The organism is Sulfolobus islandicus Y.N.15.51 (genome assembly GCF_000022485.1).
Classification (GTDB): domain Archaea; phylum Thermoproteota; class Thermoprotei_A; order Sulfolobales; family Sulfolobaceae; genus Saccharolobus; species Saccharolobus islandicus.
Window position 1 is genome coordinate 1,452,501 of record NC_012623.1, and the last position, 22,890, is coordinate 1,475,390.

Here is a 22,890-nt window from a genome sequence, read left to right on the forward strand (position 1 = left end):
CCGAGAGAAGACCCCGTGGAGCTTCACCGCAGCCTGGCGCTGCTCCTCGGGCGCCTATGCGTAGAGTAGGTGGGAGGGGTCGAACCCATCCTTTCGGGGATGGGGGACCCGAAGGTGAAACACCACCCATGGGTGCTCGAGGAGCTTACCTACCCGTAGGGGTGGGGACAGCGTCAGGTGGGCGGTTCGGCTGGGGCGGCACTCCCGCGAAAAGATAACACGGGAGCCCAAAGGTCGGCTCAGGCGGTACAGAACGCCGCCGTGGAGTGCAAGGGCAAAAGCCGGCTTGACGAGACCCTCCAAAGTACGGGGTCTCGACGCGAAAGCGCGGCCTAGCGAACGCTCGTGTCCCCCCACGTGGGGGCCGGGCATGACAGAAAAGTTACCCCGGGGATAACAGGGTCGTCGCGGGCGAGAGCTCCCATCGACCCCGCGGTTTGCTACATCGATGTCGGCTCTTCCCACCCTGGGGGTGCAGCTGCCCCCAAGGGTAGGGCTGCCCGCCCGTTAAAGGGGAACGTGAGCTGGGTTTAGACCGTCGCGAGACAGGTCGGACTCTAAGGGTGGGGAGTGTGGGCTGCCTGAGGGGAAGGTACCCCAAGTACGAGAGGAACAGGGTACCGGGGCCTCTAGTTTACCGGTTGTCCGGTAGGGCAGTGCCGGGCAGCCACGCCCTGTGGGGTAACCGCTGAAAGCATCTAAGCGGGAACCCCTCCCCGAAAAGAGGCAGCCATGCGGGGTAACCCGCGAGAGCCCACCCCTAGAAGAGGGGATTGATGGGGGCGGGGTGTAAGTCCCGAGGGCGAAAGTCCGAGGGATTTAGCCCGCGCCTCCCAATCGGGCAAGCCCTCTTGTCGTTAACGATTCTAGGCGGTCCGGTAAATCCTAAGTCAGCTGAGGGTCGTATTACGTTTGTTTTTATGTAAAGGAATATTTATAATTTTTGTTTTTTAAAAGGTTTTATGCCAGTTTTTCCAATATATGATCTGTACTACATCTGCTAAATTCGTACCGTCATATACTAAACCTATTAACCCAGCGTTTTTACACCCACTTGGAGAATATAATGAGGGAATATTGGTGTGCCAATTAAAGCCTCAGTATAAGAGTTAACTAGACTCAGTCATTTACAATATTTACTTGCCTTTCCCCATCCAATTGGGAACAATTCATAAAGTGCTTGCATCACTTAGTGTTCGAGATTGTTTTAAAGATTCCTCCTTCTATCTGTATTCTTGGAATTCTCATTATTCTGGGATCAAATAGCTGCGTTAAACAACGTTTACTGGGAAACAATAGGATATTATGTAATACTAACCTTTGCTATAACTTGGATTGGGTCTGGAATGATTTACAGGATAAAGAAAAATCCAGTTAGGTTGAACTCAGCTTGTAATAGTCCTAACAACTCTATTGTACCTATTCCAAACGCTATTAAAATTGATATTAGTGTTATCGTTAAGTTGTACCATATTTTTCTGAGTGGTGATAGGAATGCCCAGCCATAGGCGAACCTCATGAATAGACCATCAGTAGTGTCAACTAGTGACATTCCTAGTGAAAATAGGATTGGGTATAGTAAGATTATGTAGATTGGTATGTGTATGTACGTTGATGATAGTATTGCCGATATTGATAGTATTGCCACTTCTGTCGCGGTGTCAAATCCTAGTCCAAAGAGGAATCCTACAATGTACATTTGCCATTGGTTTGTTATTATTTTGAACAACTTGTTAAAGTATTTATTCATGAAACCTCTTTTCTGTAATATTTCCTCTAGTTTTTGTTTGTCATATTTTCCTTCTTTATAAAACGAGTATAATTCGTAGAGTACTATTGTGTTTAGTAGGCCTAAAAGATAAAGAAATCCTCCACTTATTAGTGTCTCGATCAAATTTCCGGTGTTCTCGAGGGACGGTAATGAGTTAGTTACCAGCCTTGAAGCCATCATTACTGCAAGGGATAGTAAAATTACTACTGTTGAATGACCAAATGAGAAGAAAGTGCCAACGAAGACTGGATTCTTTCCTTCTTGTAACATTTTCCTAGTTACGTTATCTATTGCTGCCAAGTGATCAGCGTCTACTGCGTGTCTTAAGCCAAAGGTGTATGATAAAACTCCTAGTGTTATGAAGGTTCCTGTTAGCTCACCGCTGTCTGTGTTTAATGTTAGTGGTTTTTGCGGTAATGTGTATAGGAAGAGAAAAAGTAATGCTGTTAGTAATACGTTGAGTACGTAGAAAAGTGATAAGGTGACTAAATTTTTGTAACTAATTGTTTGTGTTAACGTATTGAGAATGGATCTCATCGCATATATGGATTGTCTATCCATCATATAAATTTTTCTACTATTCTGAAGCAATCCACAAGGCAGTTATTTCATGGTCTTGTGTAAGTTATAGTACAAGTTTTACTGGTTTCAATAACCTAAAATGCTGTAAATTGTAGAATATTTGATTAAAAGCTTATTAACCTAAATTGTTCTTTCATATTATGCTTGTAAGTGTTGAATGGCTTAACAACAACTTAAAGGACGTTAAGGTTGTAGAGATTGGTTATAATCCGCAGATAAATTATTATGAGGGGCATATTCCGGGGGCAGTATTAATAAATTGGAGAGATTTTCTTGACGATAATTCTAGAGATTTCGCTAGTCCGGGGAAGTTGAGTAAGGTTTTAGGAAACGCGGGGATAAACAACGATGATCTCATTGTGTTATATAGCGAAATGAATAATAGGTACGCATTTTACGTTTATTGGATTTTAAAGGCTTATGGACATTCAAATTTGGCTATATTAAATGGGGGAATTTATAAGTGGTTAAAAGAGGGTTATCCTATAGAAAGCGATGGTATAGTAGTTAATAAGAAGAGTGAATACAAGGCTAGGAAGCCTGATTGGTCCTCAAGGATTTTAGTATGGGAGTTATTGTCTAAACTTAAAGAGTTTGTTTTAATCGACTCTAGGAGTAAGGAGGAGTATGATGGTCTGACTACTGCACCTCCAGAGCACAAGTGTGAACAAACCCAAATGAGTGGTCACATTCCGGGTGCTAAGAACATTCCATGGACAATTTTGCTTAATGAAGATGAGACTATGAAATCTAGGGATGAGTTGGAGAGAATATTTTCTTGGTTAAGTAAAGAGGATAAGATAGTGGTGTACTGTAGGACTGGTGCTAGGGCTTCTGTTGCTTGGTATGCTTTAAAAGAGGTTTTGGGATTTAAGTTGGTCAGACTTTATGATGGTTCATGGGTTGAATATGGCAATATGGTTGGTGTCCCAGTAGAGAAATCAGTTAGTGATCGTTTCTGATCTTCATTTTCTCTCAAGGTATTTACGAAATAAAATGTCTAACTCTTTATACAGTTCTTCTGCTAATGCCTTGTCGTAGTATTTGCAATTGGCTATTAGCCCTGCTAAGCGTAATGTTTCAACTTTTGCTTCTTCTGATAGCTGAAACAGCTCGAAAGTTAACGCTGATTCTTGTGACGATAGATTAAGCAATTGCCTTAGTAGTTCTGAGCATTCTTCCTCGTACACTCTATTGTGATCAATTGTAGTTGATATATCTTCTCTAGGTCTCTTCTCGTTTCCTCTATTCTCCTCTTCAGTTCCTCTATTCTCTTTATCTTCTCCTCTATTTTCTCCTTTAGTTCTTTTTCTTTTGAACATGTAATAGTTTCACCCCATTACAACTACTATTATTACTACAATGAGCGTCAAAATAATGTATATAATGTACCATGAGATTGAGCTGTTGATAAGTGTTTTAGCGAAAATCTTCCCAAATCTTCTTATTGAATTTGCTAGTTTGTAGAGGTATTCCCAGAATACATCTAAACCGTATGTAGGTAAGAATTTCTCTTCTTCTGGCCTTAAGATTTTCTTTAGCATTTGTCTTATGTTATTTGCCATTGCAAATGCTGTGTATTCTTCTTTCTCGTTTACCCCATTGTTCCACGTTTCTGCTTTTCTTATTTTAGGCTTTCCAAAGGCGAGATAGCTTACAATAGAGAAGGCTACTAATAGTAAAATTATGTAGAGTGGCGATATTCCTCCGAATGTGGTGTTATAGTATTGTGTTAGAATCACGCTATTGGTTAGCATTCCTAGAATTGTTGTAGAGTTTTTATAAGGGTATATCAAATAAGGTAACGTGAATCCCAGTATGAGTACTATAAGTGCAGATAATAAGATGGGATATTTCTTTATTTTACTTAATTGTTCTCTTGTATTCTGAAATATTGATGTATACGTTATGTATCTAATTAATAAGGCTGTTGCTAGACCTTCTCCCATTGCGATAATTGCTCCAGTCATTATGAAGAGGATAGATATCACGTTATGAAGTACGTATGAGAACATGAATAGGTTTTCAAGTAATAGCCAAGATGCTACTCCCCCTATATTCGGCAATAGTCCAGACATGGAGGAAGCCAATAGGGTTAGTCCTATTTCAATGTTTCTTATCTTTTTTGAATAAGTTATGCTCTGTTTTTCTTGTAAGCCAGAAGAGAGGAATAGTCCAGTTTTGGCTACTGAGTGTGCGAATGAGTATAAAATTACAGTGATTAAGGAAATGTGCTCTATTGAGGTAATGTTTAGTTGCTTTGAGATCATGTATAGACTTAAGGCTACTAGTATTGCCCCGTTATTTTCTATTGTACTAAAGGCTAAAATTCCCTTAGTGTTCTCATTTACGTATCCGTAAAGTGCTCCAAAGAATATGTTAAATGCACCTATGGCCATTATTGTAAGTGAAAATCCAATCGGAATAGTTTGTGTTAAAATTGTAATTTTTAGTATTCCGTAAACCCCCATTAGCGTCATTGTGGCACTTAGTATTGCAGAAAAGTTTGATGGTGCTGTTCCATGTGCTATAGGTAGCCATTCCGATACAAGGAAAGGCATCATTCCCATTTTTATTATGAATCCAAAAGTAGCGACAATCAAGGGAACTGGAGATGGCAAGTAATTGAAGTTTGTAGTGTTTGCTATTATAAATCCCGCTAAAATGAGAACTGTACTCAGCTCTCCAAATGCCATGAAAACGAATGGTGGTCTATTATTCTTTGCTGTTAGACCTATTGCTACATATGCTGGGATTGTCATTATTTCCCATCCTGCGAGGAATAACAGATAACCATCAGAGTTTAAGACAATGGCCATGCCTAAGATTGTTAGTATGTATAAGGGGGAGAGCCATTTCCCGTAATGATCGTACTCTATTGAGAAAATTGAGGCGAGAATCCACACTGAGGTAGAAATTATGGAGAAGAATGAGAGAACTCCATTATATTCGTAAATCGAGGTGATAAGTAGTATTATTGATGATATCATTGTCAAGATATATCCCGCTTTTTTATTAAAGATTGAGAATATAATAGAAATTAGAAATGGGGGTAATGTATAGAGTAGCGTGTTCATTTTCCCTTCACCTTCATCAAGGCTTCGAGTATTGTAAAGGGATTTGGTGGACAACCGGGGATTTCCACTACTGCTTCTAATGGTACTCCTTCGCCTATTATTCCTCCTGAGATAGCGCAAGCACCTAATAATATAACTACTTTGGGTTCTGGCATTGCTTCATAAGCTTTTTTTAACACTTCTTTCATTTTCTCTGTCATTACCCCCATTACTACTAATGCGTCTGCATGTCTTGGAGTATTGGTGAAGAATATGCTAAATCTTGTCATATCGTATTCTGGTGATGAGATCAGCTTCAGTTCCATGTTACATCCTCCGCATGTGCCGGAGTCTATTGGGTAAAGGTAAAATGACCTTTTGAAGAGGGGTTGTGTTTTGTTTATTGTATATATTCTTGGATTGAGATTTGGTCTATAGTTGGGATAGCATCTTCTGCAAAATACGCATCTTTCCTTTATCCACTTTCCATCCTTTATGGCGTTTGTTGGACAGTTTACAGTTCCCTCTCCTTGTATTTCAGTGCTCCATTCCGCTATTTCCTTCGGGTATTTCTCTGTCATTACTCCTTTTCTTAAACCTCTAATAAACCACCAATTCTTCACTTTAACATCACCCCTATTTCACTTACCCAAATTCCAAAACTTTCCCAATTGAATTGAAAATCGGTAAATATTGTGTTTATCACGCTTTTCAAAAATAGGTTGAGATTGACTTGTGAAGGAGTGAGAAGTGATACTGAGTCGATAATCCCGTTATTTAACTTGACGTAATAGGCTAGATCACCAGATGGACTCTCGACTCTGGCTAGTCCCTCTCCCCCTCCTTGTTTGTGATTTTTCCCTCTCTCGTTATTGCTGTTCTTTATTTCATCGTGTAACTCTACTAAAATTTTGGCCGACTCGATTATCTCCATTCCCCTAACTAGGAACCTTCCGAATGAGTCTGCCTCTTGTGTGATAACTGTTCTAAAACCTAAGTCTTCATAAGGTAAGGCTTTAAAGTCCTTTCTCGCATCGTAAGCTAGTCCAGCAGCTCTTGCAGCTGGTCCTATACTGTTTTCATCTATTATTTTTCCGTTTTCTTGGAGTCTATCTATGAAGATTCTACTTTCAAGTAGCCCATCGAAGATTTGTTTAAATTCCTTGGTAATATCTATTATTCTTAATAAATTTCCGAAATCGCAGTTAACCCCGTTAATTGCATTAACGCCAAAGAAATACCTGTGACCACACATTTTGCCTATTAATCTGTTGACTTTTTCAACGAGGTGCAAGAGATGGTATGTAGGTACGTTTAGTGATGCGGTTTCAGTTAATCTCGATATTACGAATAAGTGATTTCTTATTCTTTCCAATTCTATTTCGGCTATTCTCTTTAGTTGGGTTGGATAGTCTTGTTCTAATTCTAACGAATCTTCTACAGCGAGTAAAAAGGATATTGTGTGGGAAGCACTAAATGGAGCGTTTATTCTCTCTACTCTGAGTAAGGCATCGTCCACAGTTAAACCGCTTATTACTATTTCTCTGTTCTTGTATACCTCAGCGTCTATTCCTAGAATTTTTTCACCATTAGTTGTAATAATGAATTTTATTGTTTCGAGTAGTCCTCCAGCTGAGGGTCCGTAAATGAACTTGAATGATCCATACGTTTGTGTTATATTTGGTTTGTTTTCCTCACATTTCTCTTCTGTTATCGTTTTCTCGTAGAGACAATAATCCCCTATTTTGCCTATTTTCCTTCCCTCGCCTTTTTGAGTCCATTTATAGTATTTCATGAAAGGATCACCAGTAAAAGTATACCGAGAACGAGTGGAATTATAGATGATACAAGAGAAATGAACGTGATTAGCTTGGGTTCTTCTGAGACTGTGAGCTCTCTTTGAGTGAATATCATTTTGGTAACGTTATAGTTTATTGAGATGAAAGCTGTTGCCAGAGAAATTACTATTAATATAAACTCTATAATATAATCTTTTTGAATTAATGTTTGTAATATGAAGAATTCTCCTATGAAAGTTGCAAAGGGTGGCGTACCAGTTACAGTTAGAGAGGACAATAATAGCGATACTGAGGTGAGTTTTAGTTTTGTATGTAAACCGCCTATGTTTTCAATTCTCTTTTCTCCAAGGACTTTCAATACAATTCCGCTAGAGTAAAAGGCACCCGCTTTGCCAAATGCGTGTGCAAGAAGGAGGATTATTGCTCCGAGGGGTTGGCCTATTGTAAGTCCAAGCAAGGCTAGGTTCATGTTTTCTATGGTTGAGTATGCAAACATTCTCTTTATATGCCATTGATAGGTTAGGATAATCGATGCGGTTATTATCGATAAAGTTGTGAATATTACAAAGATATTGGTTAATGGATTTACTTGATATACCATGTACACCACGTAAGTTGCGGCTGGAAGTAGTACTCCAGAAAATAATGCGCTTATTGGAGATGGCGCTTCGCTATGAGCATCTGGTAACCACGTGTACATGGGGAAAACTCCTGCTTTTGTTCCAAATCCTATTAAAGCTAGAGCTACCGCAAGTTTAGTTATTATGTTGTTTTCAGGTTTTGTAAGTATTTCCGTTACAGTTAATGTATGGTAATTATAGTAGATGAAAATTATTGAGAATAGGGCTAAGGTTACTCCAGCGGATACTATGATTACATACCTCCACGTGGCTTCCAGTGAGGTTTCAGATGCTTCCGCTATTATTAGAAGAGCTGAGGTCACAGTTGTGAGTTCTACCCCAACCCACATTAGACCGTAATTGTTCATAATAACGGTAAAAAGCATTGATGATGCGAAGGAATTTAGTAGAATGTAGTATAATCTTTCACTTACTATTTTGCTTGGTTTTATATAATTCATGGAGTAAAGGGTAGATAGGAGATAAATTGATGTAATCATCAATAGGAAAAACGTTGTGAACTTAGTGATGAAGAAGAAAGAGTTTTTGATTGGTGCTAAGAAGTAAAGGAAGATGCTGATGATTGATGTTAGTACTGCTGATAGTACGGATAGGGTCTTAATTAGCTTGAGTTTGAAAAAGCCTACGTTACTTATTATAGGAATTAATAGTAAGAGTATGGGTTCAATATTCATTTAGATCACCCTTTTAGTTCATCTAACCTAGAATATTCTGCTTTTTCTAACGTCAAAATTGAGGAAATTATCACTAGCCCTAATACATCAAGGAATACACTCACTTCTATTAAGAAGGGAATGGGTAGTAATAAAATACCAAAAAGAATTGTGGAGTTTTCTTCTTCTATGAAACCGATGAATTGAAATATTGTACTTTTTCTAGAAATAATAAGGAATAGACCCTGGAAGAGTAAGATAAAGGCGAACAATAACATTAGCGTGTTGTTGATTTCCGTACTTATGGGTATTTTCTCCAATACGAAATAATATACTACTAGAGATGCTATAATGGAAAATGCGAGATTCAATACTAGTTCAGATGCTACTCCCTTAGAGCTTTCTCTAGTTCCTGGTTTCTCTTTAACTAGACCTCTAAATAAAAATATTGTGATTAGTACAGTCCTCAGTAGTATTACTGTTATTCCTAAAATTATATAGTCGATGGAAAAAAGTGAGATTCCTAGATGGAAGGCTAGAATTGCGATTAAGGTAGATTGAATGGCTTGTGCATATATTGCTGGTTTAAAGTAAGCTTGTCCTTGAATGTAAAAGGCTGAAATTAATATGAACGTTGAGAGTAGTTCTAGGATCTCTGAGTTAATCACTATACCTTCACCCCAACAAGACAGTAAGCGTTAATGAAAGTAGGGAAAGGAGGAACGCCACTGCGAGATAATCCTGAACTTTAAATAGCCTTAATTTAGCTAGGGTGGTGTTTATTATAACGCTAATAAGGATTAGGAGTAACCATTTGCCGAACATCACCGCAATGTCTATTAAAGAGCCTATAATTCCAACTTGCAAAAACCAAGGGAATATAAATACGTTTAGGAGTACTGAGCCTAATAGATATTGTTTGATGTAAGAACCCCACTTTAGTATTGCAAGTAATTTTCCGCTATATTCGTAGAGAACTCCATCGTCTATCATACCCATTTCGCTTAGTCCAGGACTCTCTACGGGTAATTTACCGGTTTCGAATAACCATAACATGAAGAATGAGATCGATACGAAGGTGTGGTCTAGTTGAAAGTAATGAGAGAGGCTTTGGGAAACGTAATCTAATGTTACATAAGGGTTGTTTGTACCAGTTATTAGTGCAACGCCGAAGAAAACCGTTATCAGTGTAGCTTCAGATAAGAAAGTGAAAGAGAGAATTCTACTTACTCCTAATGCAACGAAATTACTTCCACTTTCTAGGGAGGCAATTATTTTTATGAACGCAGCTAAGGAGAAGAGTAATGCTCCCCCTAAGAAATCCACCGTAGGGGTGAGTAAGATGGGCACTGGATAAACTACTGGGATGACGAAGGAAATAAGGAGATAAATCCCAAAAACTATGTAAGGAGCATAAACAAATAGAGATAATGAGTTATTTGAAATAACGGTTTCTTTTCTTAGTAGTTTAATTATATCATAGTAAGGTTGCAGAACACTGGGGCCTTTACGCCCTTCTATTATGGCTTTTCCCCTATCGTAAATTCCTTGATATAATGGGGATAGTAGAATAACTACAATAACTTGAGTTATGGTTAAAACTACTATCTGAGCTTCATTTGACGCCATACTTCCCACCCTTTTGTGGTGAAGTAGGCGTTATCAGCCCCTATCATTAATCAAGAGGCGGTTCGGGGTTATCCCCAGGGGGACGCCATCCCCTACTTCATTGAGTAAACTCCGCATGTTAATATCGAAGCAAACTATTTTAAAGCTATCGCTACACCATAAGGATGAAGTAAACTCGAACTATATTATCGTAAATGCTACTTAGGCTGGAAATAGAATCGAATACTAATTTATTGTATCAAGTATATTTAATAGCCTAAAATCAAACTATTAAAATTAATAAATATATAACAATAGATCGAATTTATAGAGCCTTTCTTTTATCAAGGAACGAAGTAGATAAACGAAGATAAACATAAAATATTTTTAACACAACTCGTATGTCATGTTCTGGGTTTTTATATCCTCTTCAAAAATAAGAGTTAAGTAAAGAAATCAGAGAGGAAATGTTGTTCCTCCTTCTTCAAACAAACTAGATCTTTCAAAATGTTAAACCTCGAAGTCACATGACCTACCTAAATCTGTCAAGTATCTAATAACTTTATTATCACTATTGTACGAGCTCACATTAGACAAAAATACTACAAAGCTAAAATGTGATCTCAGACTAGCCGTACTTCCTCTCAAACGAGAGATGTAATTCCGAATCAGTGAGAAGAACCAACCTAACTCATCTTTTAGATTAATGTAAATAATGGTCGAATTATCGTATTTTTCTCCTTTTAAGCTTTATCCATTTAAGTATGGATTATCATGATAGGCAAGGTAATTGTTGTACTAGCAATCATTCTAGTAGGAGTATTTCTCTTAACTCATACTAACCTATTCTATCATCCACAGACTCCAGTTTCTAAAGGACAAGAGTACTATACGACTACAAATGTTCAAAACATAACTTATCAATTTGGTATAATATCAAATGTGTCAACAAATTACACTGTTCCCTTGAAGTTAAGTTATGGCAATGTTACAATTAAAGTAATGGGACATAACGCGTTTAACTTAACCGTGGTAAATAACTCCACTGTAATTTACTCTGGTATAGTTGATAGATATTTTAGTAAGACATTTATCATTGGTGGCGATGTTAAGTTAGTGTTTTCATCAAGGCAAGGGTTAGAAGTTAATGTAACGATTTTTGATGTGTTAAGTTAGTTTTTTCTTTTTATCTTCCATTTCTTTTTGTATGTATAAGTACTTTGACGCTCATTGCCATTATTCCTATTTAAAGAAGAAGTATGAAGATTATCTTATAGCTGCGGTTTCAATGGATTACCAATCCGCTATGGATACTTTCTCCTTAAAGAGTGACAACGTATTAGTAGGAGTTGGTATTCATCCTTGGCGTGTTCATGAGGAGGATCTGACTAGAATTTTATCGTTGATTATTAAAGCTGATTTCGTTGGAGAAGTTGGTTTGGATTACAGATTCGCTAAGGCTCCTAAAGAATTGCAGATTAAATATTTTGAGGAGCAGATAAAAGCGGGAGAAGGTAAGTTGATAAACGTCCACGCTTTAGACGCTTGGAAAGACGCTTTCAACATTTTAGTTAAAAACGACGTGAAGAGTGCTATCTTTCACTGGTATACTGGTCCCATTAATCTGTTGAAGGATATTGAGAGTGCTGGGTATTTTATTTCTATAAATCCTTCCGTTTCTTTCCAGAAGAAGCATCAAGAAGTGTTGAAAAATGTCGACCTAAAAAACGTTCTTACAGAGAGTGATGGTGGGTATGAATATAGGGGTAAGCTATTAGAACCTAGTGATATACCTAACGCTATCTCATTTATGAGCAATTTTTTAGGTATAGAAGAGTATAAGCTAGTGAGAATAATAAGCAATAATTTTTTCAAAGCTTATGGAGTAAACCCAGTTAATAATTGATATTAATACGGATAGTAAGATCGTTTTAAATTTTCTAGATCAGTATACTATTGTATGGAAGTTAGGAAAACCATATGCCCTTTCTGTGGTGTAGGTTGTGGTCTAGATTTTTATGTAGAGAATAACTTTATATTTAGGGTATCTCCATCACAAGAGCACATTGTTAGCAGAGGACACGTTTGCGGTAAGGGCGCTGTTGCTTCAGAAGTAATTTACGCCTGGGACCGTTTAACTTATCCTTTAAAGAGAGTTAAGGACACTTTCGTTAGGACTACTTGGGATGAAGCAATTAGCGATATTGATAGCAAGTTAAAGGAAATTAGGAGTAAGTATGGCTCAGAGGCTATTGCCTTTTACGGGGGTTGTCAGAATACGTTGGAGGAAGGATATTCGTTCATGAAGTTGGCTAGAGCTTTGGGTACTAATAATGTTGACTCGTGTGCTAGGGTTTGTCATGAGCCCTCTGCAATGGCTTTAAAGGAGTTAGTCGGTATTGGAGCTTCTTCTGTTACCGTTTCTGAAATTTTGAATGCTAGAAATATTGTAATTTCTGGAGAATCTGTTACTGATAGCCATCCCGTTTTGTCTCAATATTTAGTTGAGGCTAAGAGAAAGGGTGTGAAAATTGTAGTTATTGATCCTAGGATGACTGGTACTGCTAGGATTGCTGATTTGTTTTTACAGATTAGTAGTGGTACTGATATTTATCTATATAACGCTGTTGCGAATTATTTGATAAGTAACGGATTATATGATAGTAAGTTCGTTAAGGAACGTGTTGAGAACTTTGATGAGTTTAGGGAGATTGTAAAGTCTTATACTATTGAGGAAGCCGAGAGGATTACTAGTGTTAGTAAGGATAAGATTATTGAGTTCGCTAGGATTATTGCAAATAAGCCTACAATACTCTCATGGGGTTTGGGTTTAACTCAGTCAAGTGGCGTTAATGCCGTAAAGGCTTACATTAACCTAGCATTGCTTACTGGGAATGTTGGTATTAATGGTGGGGGACTATTAGTTTATAGGGGTCAAACAAATGTTCAAGGTTCTGGTGATTTAATAAAGCCAGATGTTTTCCCAAATGGTCCAATGAATGAGGAAAACGCTAAGGAGTTGAGTAAGATTTGGGGTTTTGTTCCTCCAATCAAGAAGGGTTTGAGCATAACTGAGGCTTTTCTAAGGGATAGTAATGTTAAGGCACTTTTTCTAATGAATTACAATCCAGCTTTTAGTTTGCCAAATAGATACAAGGTTATTAAGTTCTTGAAGTCGTTGGAATTGTTAGTAGTAATGGATCCGTTTATGACTGAGACTGCTAAATATGCACATTACGTTTTGCCTACTCCTTTATGGGCTGAAAAGGAGGGTTCAGTTACTAATTTAGATCGTACTGTTAAGTGGAGGTTTAAGGTTGTTGATCCTCCTGGGGAGGTTAGGAGTGAGTTGTGGATAATTAAGAGGATTGCTGAGAAGTTAGGTTTTACTGGTTTTCATGACGATTCTAAATTGGTGTTTAAAGAGATAAAGGAGGTTGCAAAGTTGTACTCTAATTTGACCCTTGATGAATTGATGGATTACTCTGTAGACTCCAGGTATCCTGATCACGAGTCTAGTCTGTACAAGGATAGGTTTATGACTCCTAGCGGTAAGGCTAAGTTTGGATTAGTTAGGTATAACGAAATATCTGGTGATAGTTACATTTTAATTACTGGTAGAGTTGTGACTAGGTATAATTCTGATGAGTTGATCAAGAGAGTCCCAGGATATAGGAATTTCAGTTCTGATTTGTTGATAAACCCAGAGGATGCTACAAAGCTGAATATCAAAGACGGGGATATGGTTAAGGTTGTTTCTAAATGCGGCATGGCTGTGATGAAAGCCAAGCTAACTAACGAGGTTAAGGTTGGTCATACGTTTGCTTATATGCATGATTACTATGTAAACAACGTTGTCTGTGACGATTTAGATGATATTTCTAAGACTCCAAGATATAAGATAACCTTTGTCAAGATTGAAAAATTGGGATAAATTATTTTTAAAAAGGAAGGTGTTTCTCTATATATGTCTGAAGTTGCTATTGTAACCGGAGCATCAAAAGGTATAGGGAGAGCTGTTGTTAAGTTACTTAAGGAGAATAATTATACTGTTGTTTCGATTTCTAGGAGTAAATCGGATATTGGTGATGTAATTTATGATGCTGATGTCAGTGATAGGAGCACTGTATTTAGGATTGTAAATGAGGTACTGGAGAAGTTTGGCAAGATTGACGTCTTGGTTAATAATGCAGGTTTTGGAGTTTATGGATCTTTTTTAGAGACTGATTTAAACGAGGAGGAGTACATGATTAGGACTAATCTTCTAGCCCCACTATACTTCATGAAGGCCGTGCTTCCACATATGGTTTCTAGGAGGAAGGGAAGTGTTGTTAACATCGTTTCGGAAGCTGCTTACGTATCTACACCCAAGCTTTTAGTTTACTCGGCAACTAAGGCTGGTTTAGCCAGTTTAACTAATGGTTTGTGGGCTGAAATGAGGAAATATAATGTTAGGGTAAGTGGTGTTTACCCTGGCCCTGTCAGGACTAATTTTACCTCTCATCCTTCATTTAAAAAGAATAATGGCGATCCTTTTACTAATTATAGCGTTGAGCCAGAGGCTGTAGCTAAAGCCGTTCTAAAAGCAATAAGGACTGGTAAGAGGGAGATTTATGTACCTTCAAGGTTGAAATTGGACCCCTATTTCCTTAAGCTTGCTAACCTTTTCCAGAGTTTCACTTATACTATAGTAAGTAATTATTTTAGCTAACACATACGGGAGAAAAATTATAAAATGTTAAGGTTATTTTGTTAGAGAAAAATTTATTACCGGAAATATTACTGGCTATACATATGTCGTTAAATAAAGGGTTAACTAGGGTTAAAGCTATCGTGATAATAATTGTTGTTATAATCGCAGTGATAGCTGGGGTTGTAGGATATTATTTAATTAATCATCCTTCTAATTCTGTAACTACTTCATCTTCATCTACTACAACTAGTTCTTCCCTATCTAGTACTAGCATATCTTCATCTACTACTAATATTACTTCATCTCAAGGTATTACAGTCTTCGTAGCGGGTGCTTATCTTGCAATTCTCAACTACCTAGCTGACCAATTTCAGAACGCTACTGAAATTCCAGTTCATGTTGTAGGTAGTGGCTCCTTCGCATTAGCTTCACAAATAGCTTCCCAGACTCCAGTTCCAGCAAACGTTTTCATTCCAGTTGCCTATATTCAAGCTGTTGAGTTAACTGGCAGTAGGAATCCCGGTTGGGCTATAGCTTTTCTATCAGATCAGATGACAATAGTTTACTCTAACTACACTACCAAATCTCCTTATTGGTCCCAACTATACTCCAATTACACCATGGCTATGGAGACCAACAATACTAAGTATTGGTATAATTTCTTCTACTTATTGACCACCAAGTTCAGTCTGGGAATTGCTAATCCTAACACTGACCCAGAGGGATTATATGCGTATTTGATACTTCAAATGGCAAGTTATTTATATGCTAATCATAATATAAGCTACTTTGTGCATCTCGTTAAAGCGAATCCAAATGTCAAAGTAGCCCCTAGTACAGCTAACTATGTAGCGCCCTTAAAGGCGGGTACTTTAGACTTCACATTCTCTTATGTTTCCTATGCTGTATCTCAAGGATTGGAATATCTAAAACTACCTCCTTGGTTAAGTTTTGGTTATTATCCGAACGAGACGACATGGTACAGTCAATTTGCTTATAATATAAGTGTAAATGGCCAAACATTAACAATTCATGGAAATCCAGTTTACTTATACATTACCATTCCATTAAACGCTTCGAATATACAAACTGCATATCAGTTTATTGGCTTCGTACTGGGTCATGAATCTCAACTTACCAGATTTAATGTAATTCCAATACAACCAGCTTTATTGTATAATGAAACTAGTAATATTCCGCAGCCTATATTGAACTTGTTAAAATCTGGTGAGTTGAAGTATGCGGGTAATTTCTCTGAAGTTTAATACCCTACAAGCCATATCCTTTTTTCTATCTCTCCTTTTAGCTTTACCAACTCTCTATTTGCTATTTTACGGCTATGGTCCGTTTTTTGTTAAATCAGTCGCGTTCAGTAGCTCTTTACTTTCCTCAATAGGTTTATCGTTTTTTGCTTCAGCCCTTTCCATTGTAATAACTGTTCTTATCTTTACTCCCTTGGCATATTATTTATCAAGACATAGGAATCCAATTATTGAGACTTTAGTCGATGTGCCAGCATCTATACCGCATCCCCTAGTTGGCATTGCTTTAATTTTCATTGATAGTCCCACTAATCCTCTAGGTGCTTTACTTTACTCTCATGGTATTATTTTTTACTACACTTATACTGGCTTATTGTTGGCTTTGATTATTGTTTCTAGTCCTATCTATATTCGTTCGATGCAGAATTTCTTCGAGTCTCTTCCAAGGTCTTATGAAATATATGCCATGAGTTTAGGTGCTTCCGAGTTCAAAGTATTTACTTCCGTAGTTTTCCCTCTTTCAATTAGGGGGATAATATCTGCTGGGCTAACTTCTATTGCTAGAGCTATAAGTGAATTTGGATCTGTGGTAATAGTTGCACCTTATGTTACTGGCTGGTTGTTTAACAACGCGTATGTGGCTTCAGTATATATTTATAATGAATACGAAACGTATTTTAGCGCTTCAATAAGTGCCTCAGCTACGCTTCTCCTTTTCTCCCTCATACTAATAGTTACAAGTAGGATAGTTAACCATTTCTTGTATAAGACATGAAAATCCTTTTAAATTATTAAGTAATGAAGTATGGTAATATGAAAAAATGGGCGCCATTAATATTATTTCTATTTTCTCTATTATTATTACAAGGAATATCTCTTCATGCCTCTTCACCGTCATTTTCCGTGAATGCAAGTTATTTAGCATCATTGCCTTACGCAAATTCTCATGTCGCAGTAGTATACTATCAAGGTAGCTTATATATCATAGGTGGGGATTCACATTCAAACCAAGTTTGGATATACTCCAATGGCACATGGAATATCGGGCCTAGTTTGCCTTTTAGTTTAGTTTCACCTTCAGCAATCGTCTATAATAACACAATTTATGTTATGGGTGGTTATAATAGCACTGGGATAAATCCTTACGTTCTTAAACTTAATGGTAATTCTTGGGTTGTCGTAAGTGAAATGCCACTCCCAGCATACTCACCTTACATATTTGTTTATAATAATGCGATTTACGTTATTGGTGGAGAGAACACCACTAGCCCAGCTGGCCTTTATTTTCCACCTTCTAATGCAATTAGATTATTCTACCCCAATAACGATAGTTGGAGGATAATAGGTTACATGCCAGTTCCTACATATGGAGGTGGGTATGTATTTAATGGGACTTCCTTGATAATAGTTAGCGGTTACATTGGATATAGTGCCTATACCAATGACATATTGATTTATAGTCCACAAAACAATAATTGGACTATTCTTAATGGCGTTCTTCCCTACTGGATTCACGATAGTGCCTTAGCCTATTATAGGGGTGTTTTGTTTATTGTGGGTGGTTATATTTATACTGCAGGTTCTGGTGGGGTTAATAACGCAATCCTTGCCTACTATAATGGTAATTTGCAAAGAGTTGGATATCTTCCCGTCCCAGTATATTCTGCTGGTTATGTACAAGTAGGAAATATGTTGTATCTTGCTGGAGGCATTGGTAGTTCATTAAGTGATGTCTCTGCTTTACAGCTAATCACGTTTAACTTCCCACCTCTTCCCCCTAAGATAACCTCTTATTCTGCAGGAAATGAATCCGTTACCTTAGGCTGGAATCCAGTTAGACTATCTAGTGGTTATGAGATAATATATTGGAATAACATGGGATTCAACAGCTCAATTAATGTAGGTAACGTTACTAGTTACACTGTAACTGGTTTGAAAGATGGTATAACATACTACTTTGAGGTTTTAGCTTATAATTCAATTGGCTATTCTTCTCCCTCAAGTATAATCGCGTTAACTCCAGCTTCAGTTCCTAACCCTCCACAACTCGTTTCTGTGAAGTACGGTAATGATAATGTTACATTGAATTGGTTGCCTCCAACTTTTTCTGGAGGCTATCTTTTACTAGGTTATTACGTTATTGTTAAGAACGAGAATTCGATGGTTAGCTCACATTTCGTTAATAGTACTAGTTTGACAATAAGTAATCTGACACCAAACGTGACTTATAACGTTTTCATTTACGCTGTAAATAAGCTTGGTAATAGCTCTCCCCTAGTACTTACCGTTGTTCCAATTACCAAGGCTAGTGTTTTTGCATTTATAACTAAACTGGGAAATGGAATTTTAGTCAATTGGACTACTTCTTTCCCAGCTAATATAACTTTGGAACTGTATAATCCTAATGGTAACTTAATTTCTCAGATTGCAGCTATAAAGGGTAATAGTAGCTATTTGTTTAGAGTACCTCAAGGTAATTATACGCTAGTAATAATAGCTTCAAACTCAGCTGGGGTTTCTAAATACGTTTATCAAGTAGTTTACTATTTACCACCAGCCTCTCCGCAAGTCTCGCTTATCGGATTTGGAAATAATCTGTACATTAGTTGGAATAATGAAGCGAATGTAATCACATATCTCGTTTACGTTAATAATAGTCTGGTTTATGAGGGACCAAGTAATAGCATTGTGACTAATATTAGTAATGGTACTTATTTAGTAAAGGTTATCGGTGTGAATCCAGCTGGCTCTTCATCTCCTGGCATTGCTGTAATTCACTATACCGGTGATTACGTCACTGTGGTTAAGATGAAGGTTGTTAATGTTACTATTGTCAGTAAGATCGCTTCGGCAGTATCAGGTAATGGCAATAATTTAAGTTTAGGTCAAAGTATTGTTATCATATTACTGGCTGTAATGATTTTGTTGAGTATTGCTATTATTACGAGAAATAGGAGCAATGGATTTGATTGGTAAATAATAGGGTTAACAAGGTTTGAACCCGGGATCACCAGCGTTATAGAAGAATCTTTATAACATCGTAAATTAGTTGTCATCTTACGGCAATACCTTACAAGTGTAACGCAAAGGCTTTCTTTGAATTTTAGATAAATAAAAGGAAAATAAGCGAAGAGATGCTAAGAATATGTTATGGCGGTAAATAAGCCTCATCACAAGACGTCATCCAAGATGATCAGAACGGAATTCGTGGATAATATCAGTAAAAATTTTGATTGGATTAAAGCAATCTACAAAAGCATTTATCTAAATAAAGCACGCAAAAATCCTCCTCTTTAGATTCCACTCCCTATAGAGATTTTCCTTAATTAAAAGAATTATACCCAAAATTACGATACTATGAAAACCGCAACCAAACAAACCTTATTACCTCTATAATAGATTTTTTAATAACTACAATATGTTAAGTATCTGCTAACTAAAGTAACACGCTAACGTTTAATTCTGTTTGACAGAATATAATTTTATCAAAGCTAGCGTGACTTACTTTTAAATCAAAGTTTGATTTTGAATTTAAAAAACTTAACGAGCTTGGTATCTTAGAAAATTGAATGATTTAACAAATCATTAGATATAGAAAAATTTTAGCTACTTGAAGGTAATGGGAAACCTAACTGGGTAAGAATAAATTATTTCTCTCTAGATGTTTAATTTTGTAGTAAGTATTTAAATTAAGGCGATTATATATACTATAATGTAATAAATATACCAAATTCGCGTATTTTTATTAAAGGAAAAATAAATAATAAAAACTGCACTTTATAAATTATTTAATCTCAATTCGCTCTATTTTTCCTGTTCTTAAATATATTGTCTTATCACATGATTCTTTGAGCAGAAGATCATGAGAAGCAAAAATTATTGTACCGCTATACTCCCTTATCATATCCTTGACCGCTTTAGAATTTTCTATATCTAAATTAGATGTAGGCTCGTCAAGTAGTAGTAATTTGGCCTCGGCAGAGAAGGCTAAAGCTAATTTAAATAACCTTCTCTGACCAGAACTTAGTTGGTAAGATTTCTTATAAAGAGGTAGATCGAATTTATTAATTAGCTCCTCTGTTTTATTTATATTAAAATCCCTTAATGACGTTATGAACTCTAAGTTTTCCTTTAAACTAGCATTTTCTAGAAATATTAAATACTCCTCTAGCATGTACATTTCACTTTTTCTTAGCTCTACAGTTGGATTCTTATTAAATACCCTTACGTATCCAGAATCTGGATTTAACACGCCATAAATTAGATATAGTAAAGTAGTCTTACCAGAACCATTTGGACCTTGAATTAAAACTTTCTCTCCTTCATTTACACTGAAATTTACTTTTAGCTCAAAATTTTTAAATTTCTTAAAAACATCTACTTTAACTATCTCACTCAATACTCCTCACCTTTAGGAATTTGTGCTGATTACTGTAAGCAGAAAACACCGTATAGTACTCAATCAAAATAGAAGATACTAATAATCCAATTAGTCCAGCTATGAATGGATAGACGACCGATAATGGATACCAGTAGACATCGTATAAATAATAATAAGCTATATATACTATTAATGGAATTATACCTATTACCAGAAACGGTAATATTAGCAGCTTAAAACTTCTCTTCTCGTCAACTCCATTAATTATGAATAGTGCCAGAACGTTTGAAAATCTACTTCTAATTCTAAATATAAGGAGTAATGAGATCAGAATGTAAATGGTTTCGACTATTTCTGAGGTAGTCCTTAATGAGTTAAGCTGAAAATACGAAAATGTAAACGAGGAACCAAATCGAGTTATAGAATACCAGTCTGAAAGCGGTAAACCTTCGTATTTTGTATTAGATAAGAAAGCTTTGAATTCATTTAAAGCAGTATAATTATCTTTAAGAATTATAACATTATCTAATGAGTTTATAGTGTAGTTTATATTAGTTAAAGGTAAGATAGCAAATCCTTCTGCGGAAAAGAACGCGTTATATAATATTCCAATAACTCTTAAACTTATGATATTTTTTCCCATATATACACTAACGTTCTCACCTAGCTGAAGATTAAGCTGATTCATTTTACCAGCTACCAAATATACTCCATATTCTGGATATCTACCTATTGCGATCATAGAGGAAATAGGAAATATTTTCTTAGCCAAACTTAAATTATTTATTGCAATAGCCTCAACTATAGCTCCACCAAGTCTAGCCCCTATATAAATATATCCAAAAGGTGCTAAAGAATTATTACTCTATAGTTGGTGGACTTAAATATAAAGTTAATTTATTTATCAAAAGGTGCTAAAGAATTATTACCGAAGAGCCTTTCTAACTGATTTATTACTAAAGTATTGTTATTACCGGCTATACTTACCACATATAGATTGCTATAACTCGTTGCTCTAACTTGATATATGGTTAGGGAACTAAATAAGGCAAAAAAGAAAAGGTGCAAGATTGGAAGAAATAATAAAAGAATTAATAAAAATATTACTAAATCTCTTATACTATTTCTTGTTAAGAATTGTTTAAAAATAGATTTAAGCATATTTAGCACCTAATATATTTAATCAGATTGAGAAAAAAGATTTAAGTTATGGATAATGTCTGATAGGAATATGAATACCCTGAACCTACTGATACTGAACGAGCCCACCATGGTGTTATATTAAGATTTATTGCTCCTGCTGCTCCATAATCCACTTGTCCTATCAGGTTTGTATTAGATGGAATGGGTTGCGCTATGTAGTATCCGATAGTTTCAGGTGATGTAATAAACCATATTGAATAATAAGCTGCAGCCCATACTTTAACATTACCCCAGTTAGCAGCTACCACATTAACTGGCGGAATACCACCTATTTCTCCAGTTATTTGGAGTTTAGGCATAACTACTCCGTTAATACTGTAGTTAGTAACAACAGCGAAGTTTACAGCATTTGTAGGTACAGGTATCGGCCCTACATTATCTGGGCAAACTTCTATACTTTCCGCACCATATGCCGTAGAGCCTATAGCAACACTTCCACTAGACCATGCGAAATAAGGGTTATTCTCAAAAGCTAATGTGATTATAGAGATTATAGGTACTGTTATAGCTAATAATATTACAGCTTTTAGAACTAACTTTTCCCCATTTTATATCACTATATTAAACCATAATTTATAACTTTTTTTACTCTCATAATACTTAGTAAGATAGGTTTAAAGTTAGAAATCTATCCTTATAAATCTAGTTTTGGATATATAGATATTATAGGTAATTTTTATTCCTTGATGTTGTCGTTAACCTATTTATTTTTCCTATTACGAGTATTTAGGACATAATCAAGTACTCCATTCCCCTATTCTTGGGAAAAACGCTGTTCCTTGAATTTAAAGGTTAATAACGGCACTATGAATCTTTACTGTCTTCTTTCAACTTAACGCGTTTTGACTGCAAAAATTAACGGGTTCCCAATGCTTATAAGCCCGTTTTAGCAACCATAATACGGGGCATAAAACTGACGAAAGATAAGACGCGCTATAAATATGGCGACTATATTTTACGTGAGAGAAAAGGGCGGTATTATGTCTATAAGTTGGAAACGATAAACGGTGAGGTAAAGGAGCGTTACGTTGGTCCTTTAGCTGACGTTGTTGAATCGTATCTGAAGTTGAAAGAAAGTAATGGAATTGGGGGTGTGGGGGGTACCCCCCACAATGGGGCCGCCGGGATTTGAACCCGGGACCACCAGCGTTCTGGTGGTTAGGGTAGTATCCCCAGGCTGGCATCCTAGTCCAAGCTAGACTACGGCCCCTTTAATAAAGATAGAGGGAGGGTTTAAAAAT

18 protein-coding genes, 1 tRNA gene, 1 rRNA gene, 3 pseudogenes and 1 riboswitch (1 of these 24 cut by a window edge) are annotated in these 22,890 nt (G+C 36.6%); of the genes and pseudogenes, 11 read left to right on the forward strand and 12 right to left on the reverse strand.

All coding sequences use genetic code 11. The features are described 5' to 3' along the window. Nucleotides 1-857: ribosomal RNA gene (locus YN1551_RS08080) — 23S ribosomal RNA — on the forward strand (it extends 2,194 nt beyond the left edge of the window). Nucleotides 858-1,241: 384 nt separating this feature from the next. Then, nucleotides 1,242-1,367, forward strand: a pseudogene (locus YN1551_RS17460) (HoxN/HupN/NixA family nickel/cobalt transporter); the annotation flags it as partial. On the opposite strand, the pseudogene YN1551_RS08085 reads toward YN1551_RS17460, so the two are convergent. After that, a pseudogene (locus YN1551_RS08085) lies at nt 1,361-2,335 on the reverse strand (HoxN/HupN/NixA family nickel/cobalt transporter); the annotation flags it as partial. The pseudogenes YN1551_RS17460 and YN1551_RS08085 overlap by 7 nt on opposite strands. Before the next feature lie 158 nt (nt 2,336-2,493). Here YN1551_RS08085 and YN1551_RS08090 point away from each other — a divergent pair. Continuing rightward, nucleotides 2,494-3,315 carry a sulfurtransferase gene (locus tag YN1551_RS08090; RefSeq protein WP_009989223.1) on the forward strand — a complete coding sequence of 274 codons (822 nt, stop codon included), beginning with the start codon at nt 2,494-2,496 and terminating at the stop codon, nt 3,313-3,315. Nucleotides 3,316-3,318: 3 nt separating this feature from the next. Here the strand turns inward: YN1551_RS08090 and YN1551_RS08095 are convergent, their stop codons facing one another. Genes YN1551_RS08095 through YN1551_RS08125 form a run of 7 tightly spaced genes read right to left on the reverse strand, consistent with a single transcriptional unit; the run spans nt 3,319 to nt 10,131 of the window. Continuing rightward, nucleotides 3,319-3,675, reverse strand: coding sequence for a hypothetical protein (locus YN1551_RS08095; protein ID WP_012717525.1), 357 nt, complete (start codon nt 3,673-3,675; stop codon nt 3,319-3,321). Nucleotides 3,676-3,684: 9 nt separating this feature from the next. Beyond that, nucleotides 3,685-5,430 (reverse strand): proton-conducting transporter transmembrane domain-containing protein, encoded by a 1,746-nt coding sequence (locus YN1551_RS08100; RefSeq protein ID WP_012717526.1) that lies wholly within the window; start codon nt 5,428-5,430, stop codon nt 3,685-3,687. After that, a complete protein-coding gene (locus YN1551_RS08105) occupies nt 5,427-6,032 on the reverse strand; it encodes an NADH-quinone oxidoreductase subunit B family protein (RefSeq protein WP_009989219.1) in 606 nt (201 codons plus the stop codon). Before YN1551_RS08105 ends, YN1551_RS08100 begins: the two co-directional genes overlap by 4 nt. Next, entirely contained in the window at nt 6,029-7,204 is a 1,176-nt protein-coding gene (locus tag YN1551_RS08110; RefSeq protein WP_012711215.1) for a hydrogenase large subunit, read from the reverse strand. The genes YN1551_RS08105 and YN1551_RS08110 overlap by 4 nt, the downstream gene beginning before the upstream one ends. Further along, entirely contained in the window at nt 7,201-8,523 is a 1,323-nt protein-coding gene (locus YN1551_RS08115) for a hydrogenase 4 subunit F (RefSeq protein ID WP_012717527.1), read from the reverse strand. The genes YN1551_RS08110 and YN1551_RS08115 overlap by 4 nt, the downstream gene beginning before the upstream one ends. 5 nt (nt 8,524-8,528) lie before the next feature. After that, a complete protein-coding gene (locus tag YN1551_RS08120) occupies nt 8,529-9,170 on the reverse strand; it encodes a hydrogenase (RefSeq protein ID WP_012717528.1) in 642 nt (213 codons plus the stop codon). Nucleotides 9,171-9,177: 7 nt separating this feature from the next. Further along, nucleotides 9,178-10,131, reverse strand: coding sequence for a respiratory chain complex I subunit 1 family protein (locus YN1551_RS08125; RefSeq protein WP_012717529.1), 954 nt, complete (start codon nt 10,129-10,131; stop codon nt 9,178-9,180). A gap of 17 nt (nt 10,132-10,148) precedes the next feature. Further along, nucleotides 10,149-10,233: riboswitch (Fluoride riboswitch) on the reverse strand. Between the two features lie 651 nt (nt 10,234-10,884). Here YN1551_RS08125 and YN1551_RS08130 point away from each other — a divergent pair. From YN1551_RS08130 to YN1551_RS08160, 7 genes are read left to right on the forward strand one after another with little or no spacing between them, the layout of a single operon-like run. After that, on the forward strand, nt 10,885-11,286 hold the full coding sequence (locus tag YN1551_RS08130) for a hypothetical protein (RefSeq protein WP_009989212.1): 402 nt from the start codon (nt 10,885-10,887) through the stop codon (nt 11,284-11,286). A 31-nt stretch (nt 11,287-11,317) separates the two neighbouring features. Then, the gene (locus tag YN1551_RS08135) at nt 11,318-12,016 is read left to right on the forward strand and encodes a TatD family hydrolase (protein WP_012717530.1); all 699 of its coding nucleotides are present in this window, start codon (nt 11,318-11,320) and stop codon (nt 12,014-12,016) included. Nucleotides 12,017-12,070: 54 nt separating this feature from the next. Next, the gene (gene fdhF, locus YN1551_RS08140; protein WP_012717531.1) at nt 12,071-14,044 is read left to right on the forward strand and encodes a formate dehydrogenase subunit alpha; all 1,974 of its coding nucleotides are present in this window, start codon (nt 12,071-12,073) and stop codon (nt 14,042-14,044) included. Nucleotides 14,045-14,077: 33 nt separating this feature from the next. Then, the gene (locus YN1551_RS08145; protein ID WP_012717532.1) at nt 14,078-14,821 is read left to right on the forward strand and encodes an SDR family NAD(P)-dependent oxidoreductase; all 744 of its coding nucleotides are present in this window, start codon (nt 14,078-14,080) and stop codon (nt 14,819-14,821) included. A gap of 38 nt (nt 14,822-14,859) precedes the next feature. Further along, complete coding sequence (locus YN1551_RS08150) at nt 14,860-16,068, forward strand: extracellular solute-binding protein (RefSeq protein WP_012717533.1); 1,209 nt, start codon at nt 14,860-14,862, stop codon at nt 16,066-16,068. After that, nucleotides 16,043-16,840: an ABC transporter permease gene (locus YN1551_RS08155; RefSeq protein WP_009989205.1), complete on the forward strand. Its 798-nt coding sequence runs from the start codon at nt 16,043-16,045 to the stop codon at nt 16,838-16,840. The genes YN1551_RS08150 and YN1551_RS08155 overlap by 26 nt, the downstream gene beginning before the upstream one ends. A 23-nt stretch (nt 16,841-16,863) precedes the next feature. After that, nucleotides 16,864-19,041: a fibronectin type III domain-containing protein gene (locus YN1551_RS08160; protein ID WP_009989202.1), complete on the forward strand. Its 2,178-nt coding sequence runs from the start codon at nt 16,864-16,866 to the stop codon at nt 19,039-19,041. Nucleotides 19,042-19,849: 808 nt separating this feature from the next. Here the strand turns inward: YN1551_RS08160 and YN1551_RS08165 are convergent. From YN1551_RS08165 to YN1551_RS17970, 3 genes and pseudogenes are all read right to left on the reverse strand, one after another. After that, nucleotides 19,850-20,464 carry an ATP-binding cassette domain-containing protein gene (locus tag YN1551_RS08165; protein ID WP_009989200.1) on the reverse strand — a complete coding sequence of 205 codons (615 nt, stop codon included), beginning with the start codon at nt 20,462-20,464 and terminating at the stop codon, nt 19,850-19,852. Further along, nucleotides 20,457-21,607, reverse strand: a pseudogene (locus tag YN1551_RS08170) (hypothetical protein). Before YN1551_RS08170 ends, YN1551_RS08165 begins: the two are co-directional and overlap by 8 nt. A 41-nt stretch (nt 21,608-21,648) precedes the next feature. After that, the gene (locus tag YN1551_RS17970) at nt 21,649-22,167 is read right to left on the reverse strand and encodes a hypothetical protein (protein ID WP_048052311.1); all 519 of its coding nucleotides are present in this window, start codon (nt 22,165-22,167) and stop codon (nt 21,649-21,651) included. Nucleotides 22,168-22,640: 473 nt separating this feature from the next. Here YN1551_RS17970 and YN1551_RS18095 point away from each other — a divergent pair, with 473 nt between their 5' ends. Then, complete coding sequence (locus YN1551_RS18095) at nt 22,641-22,781, forward strand: putative integrase (protein WP_012716102.1); 141 nt, start codon at nt 22,641-22,643, stop codon at nt 22,779-22,781. Here YN1551_RS18095 and YN1551_RS08180 read toward each other — a convergent pair. Next, nucleotides 22,763-22,859, reverse strand: a tRNA-Pro gene (locus YN1551_RS08180). The two genes, YN1551_RS18095 and YN1551_RS08180, sit on opposite strands and share 19 nt — an antisense overlap. Between the last annotated feature and the right edge of the window lie 31 nt (nt 22,860-22,890).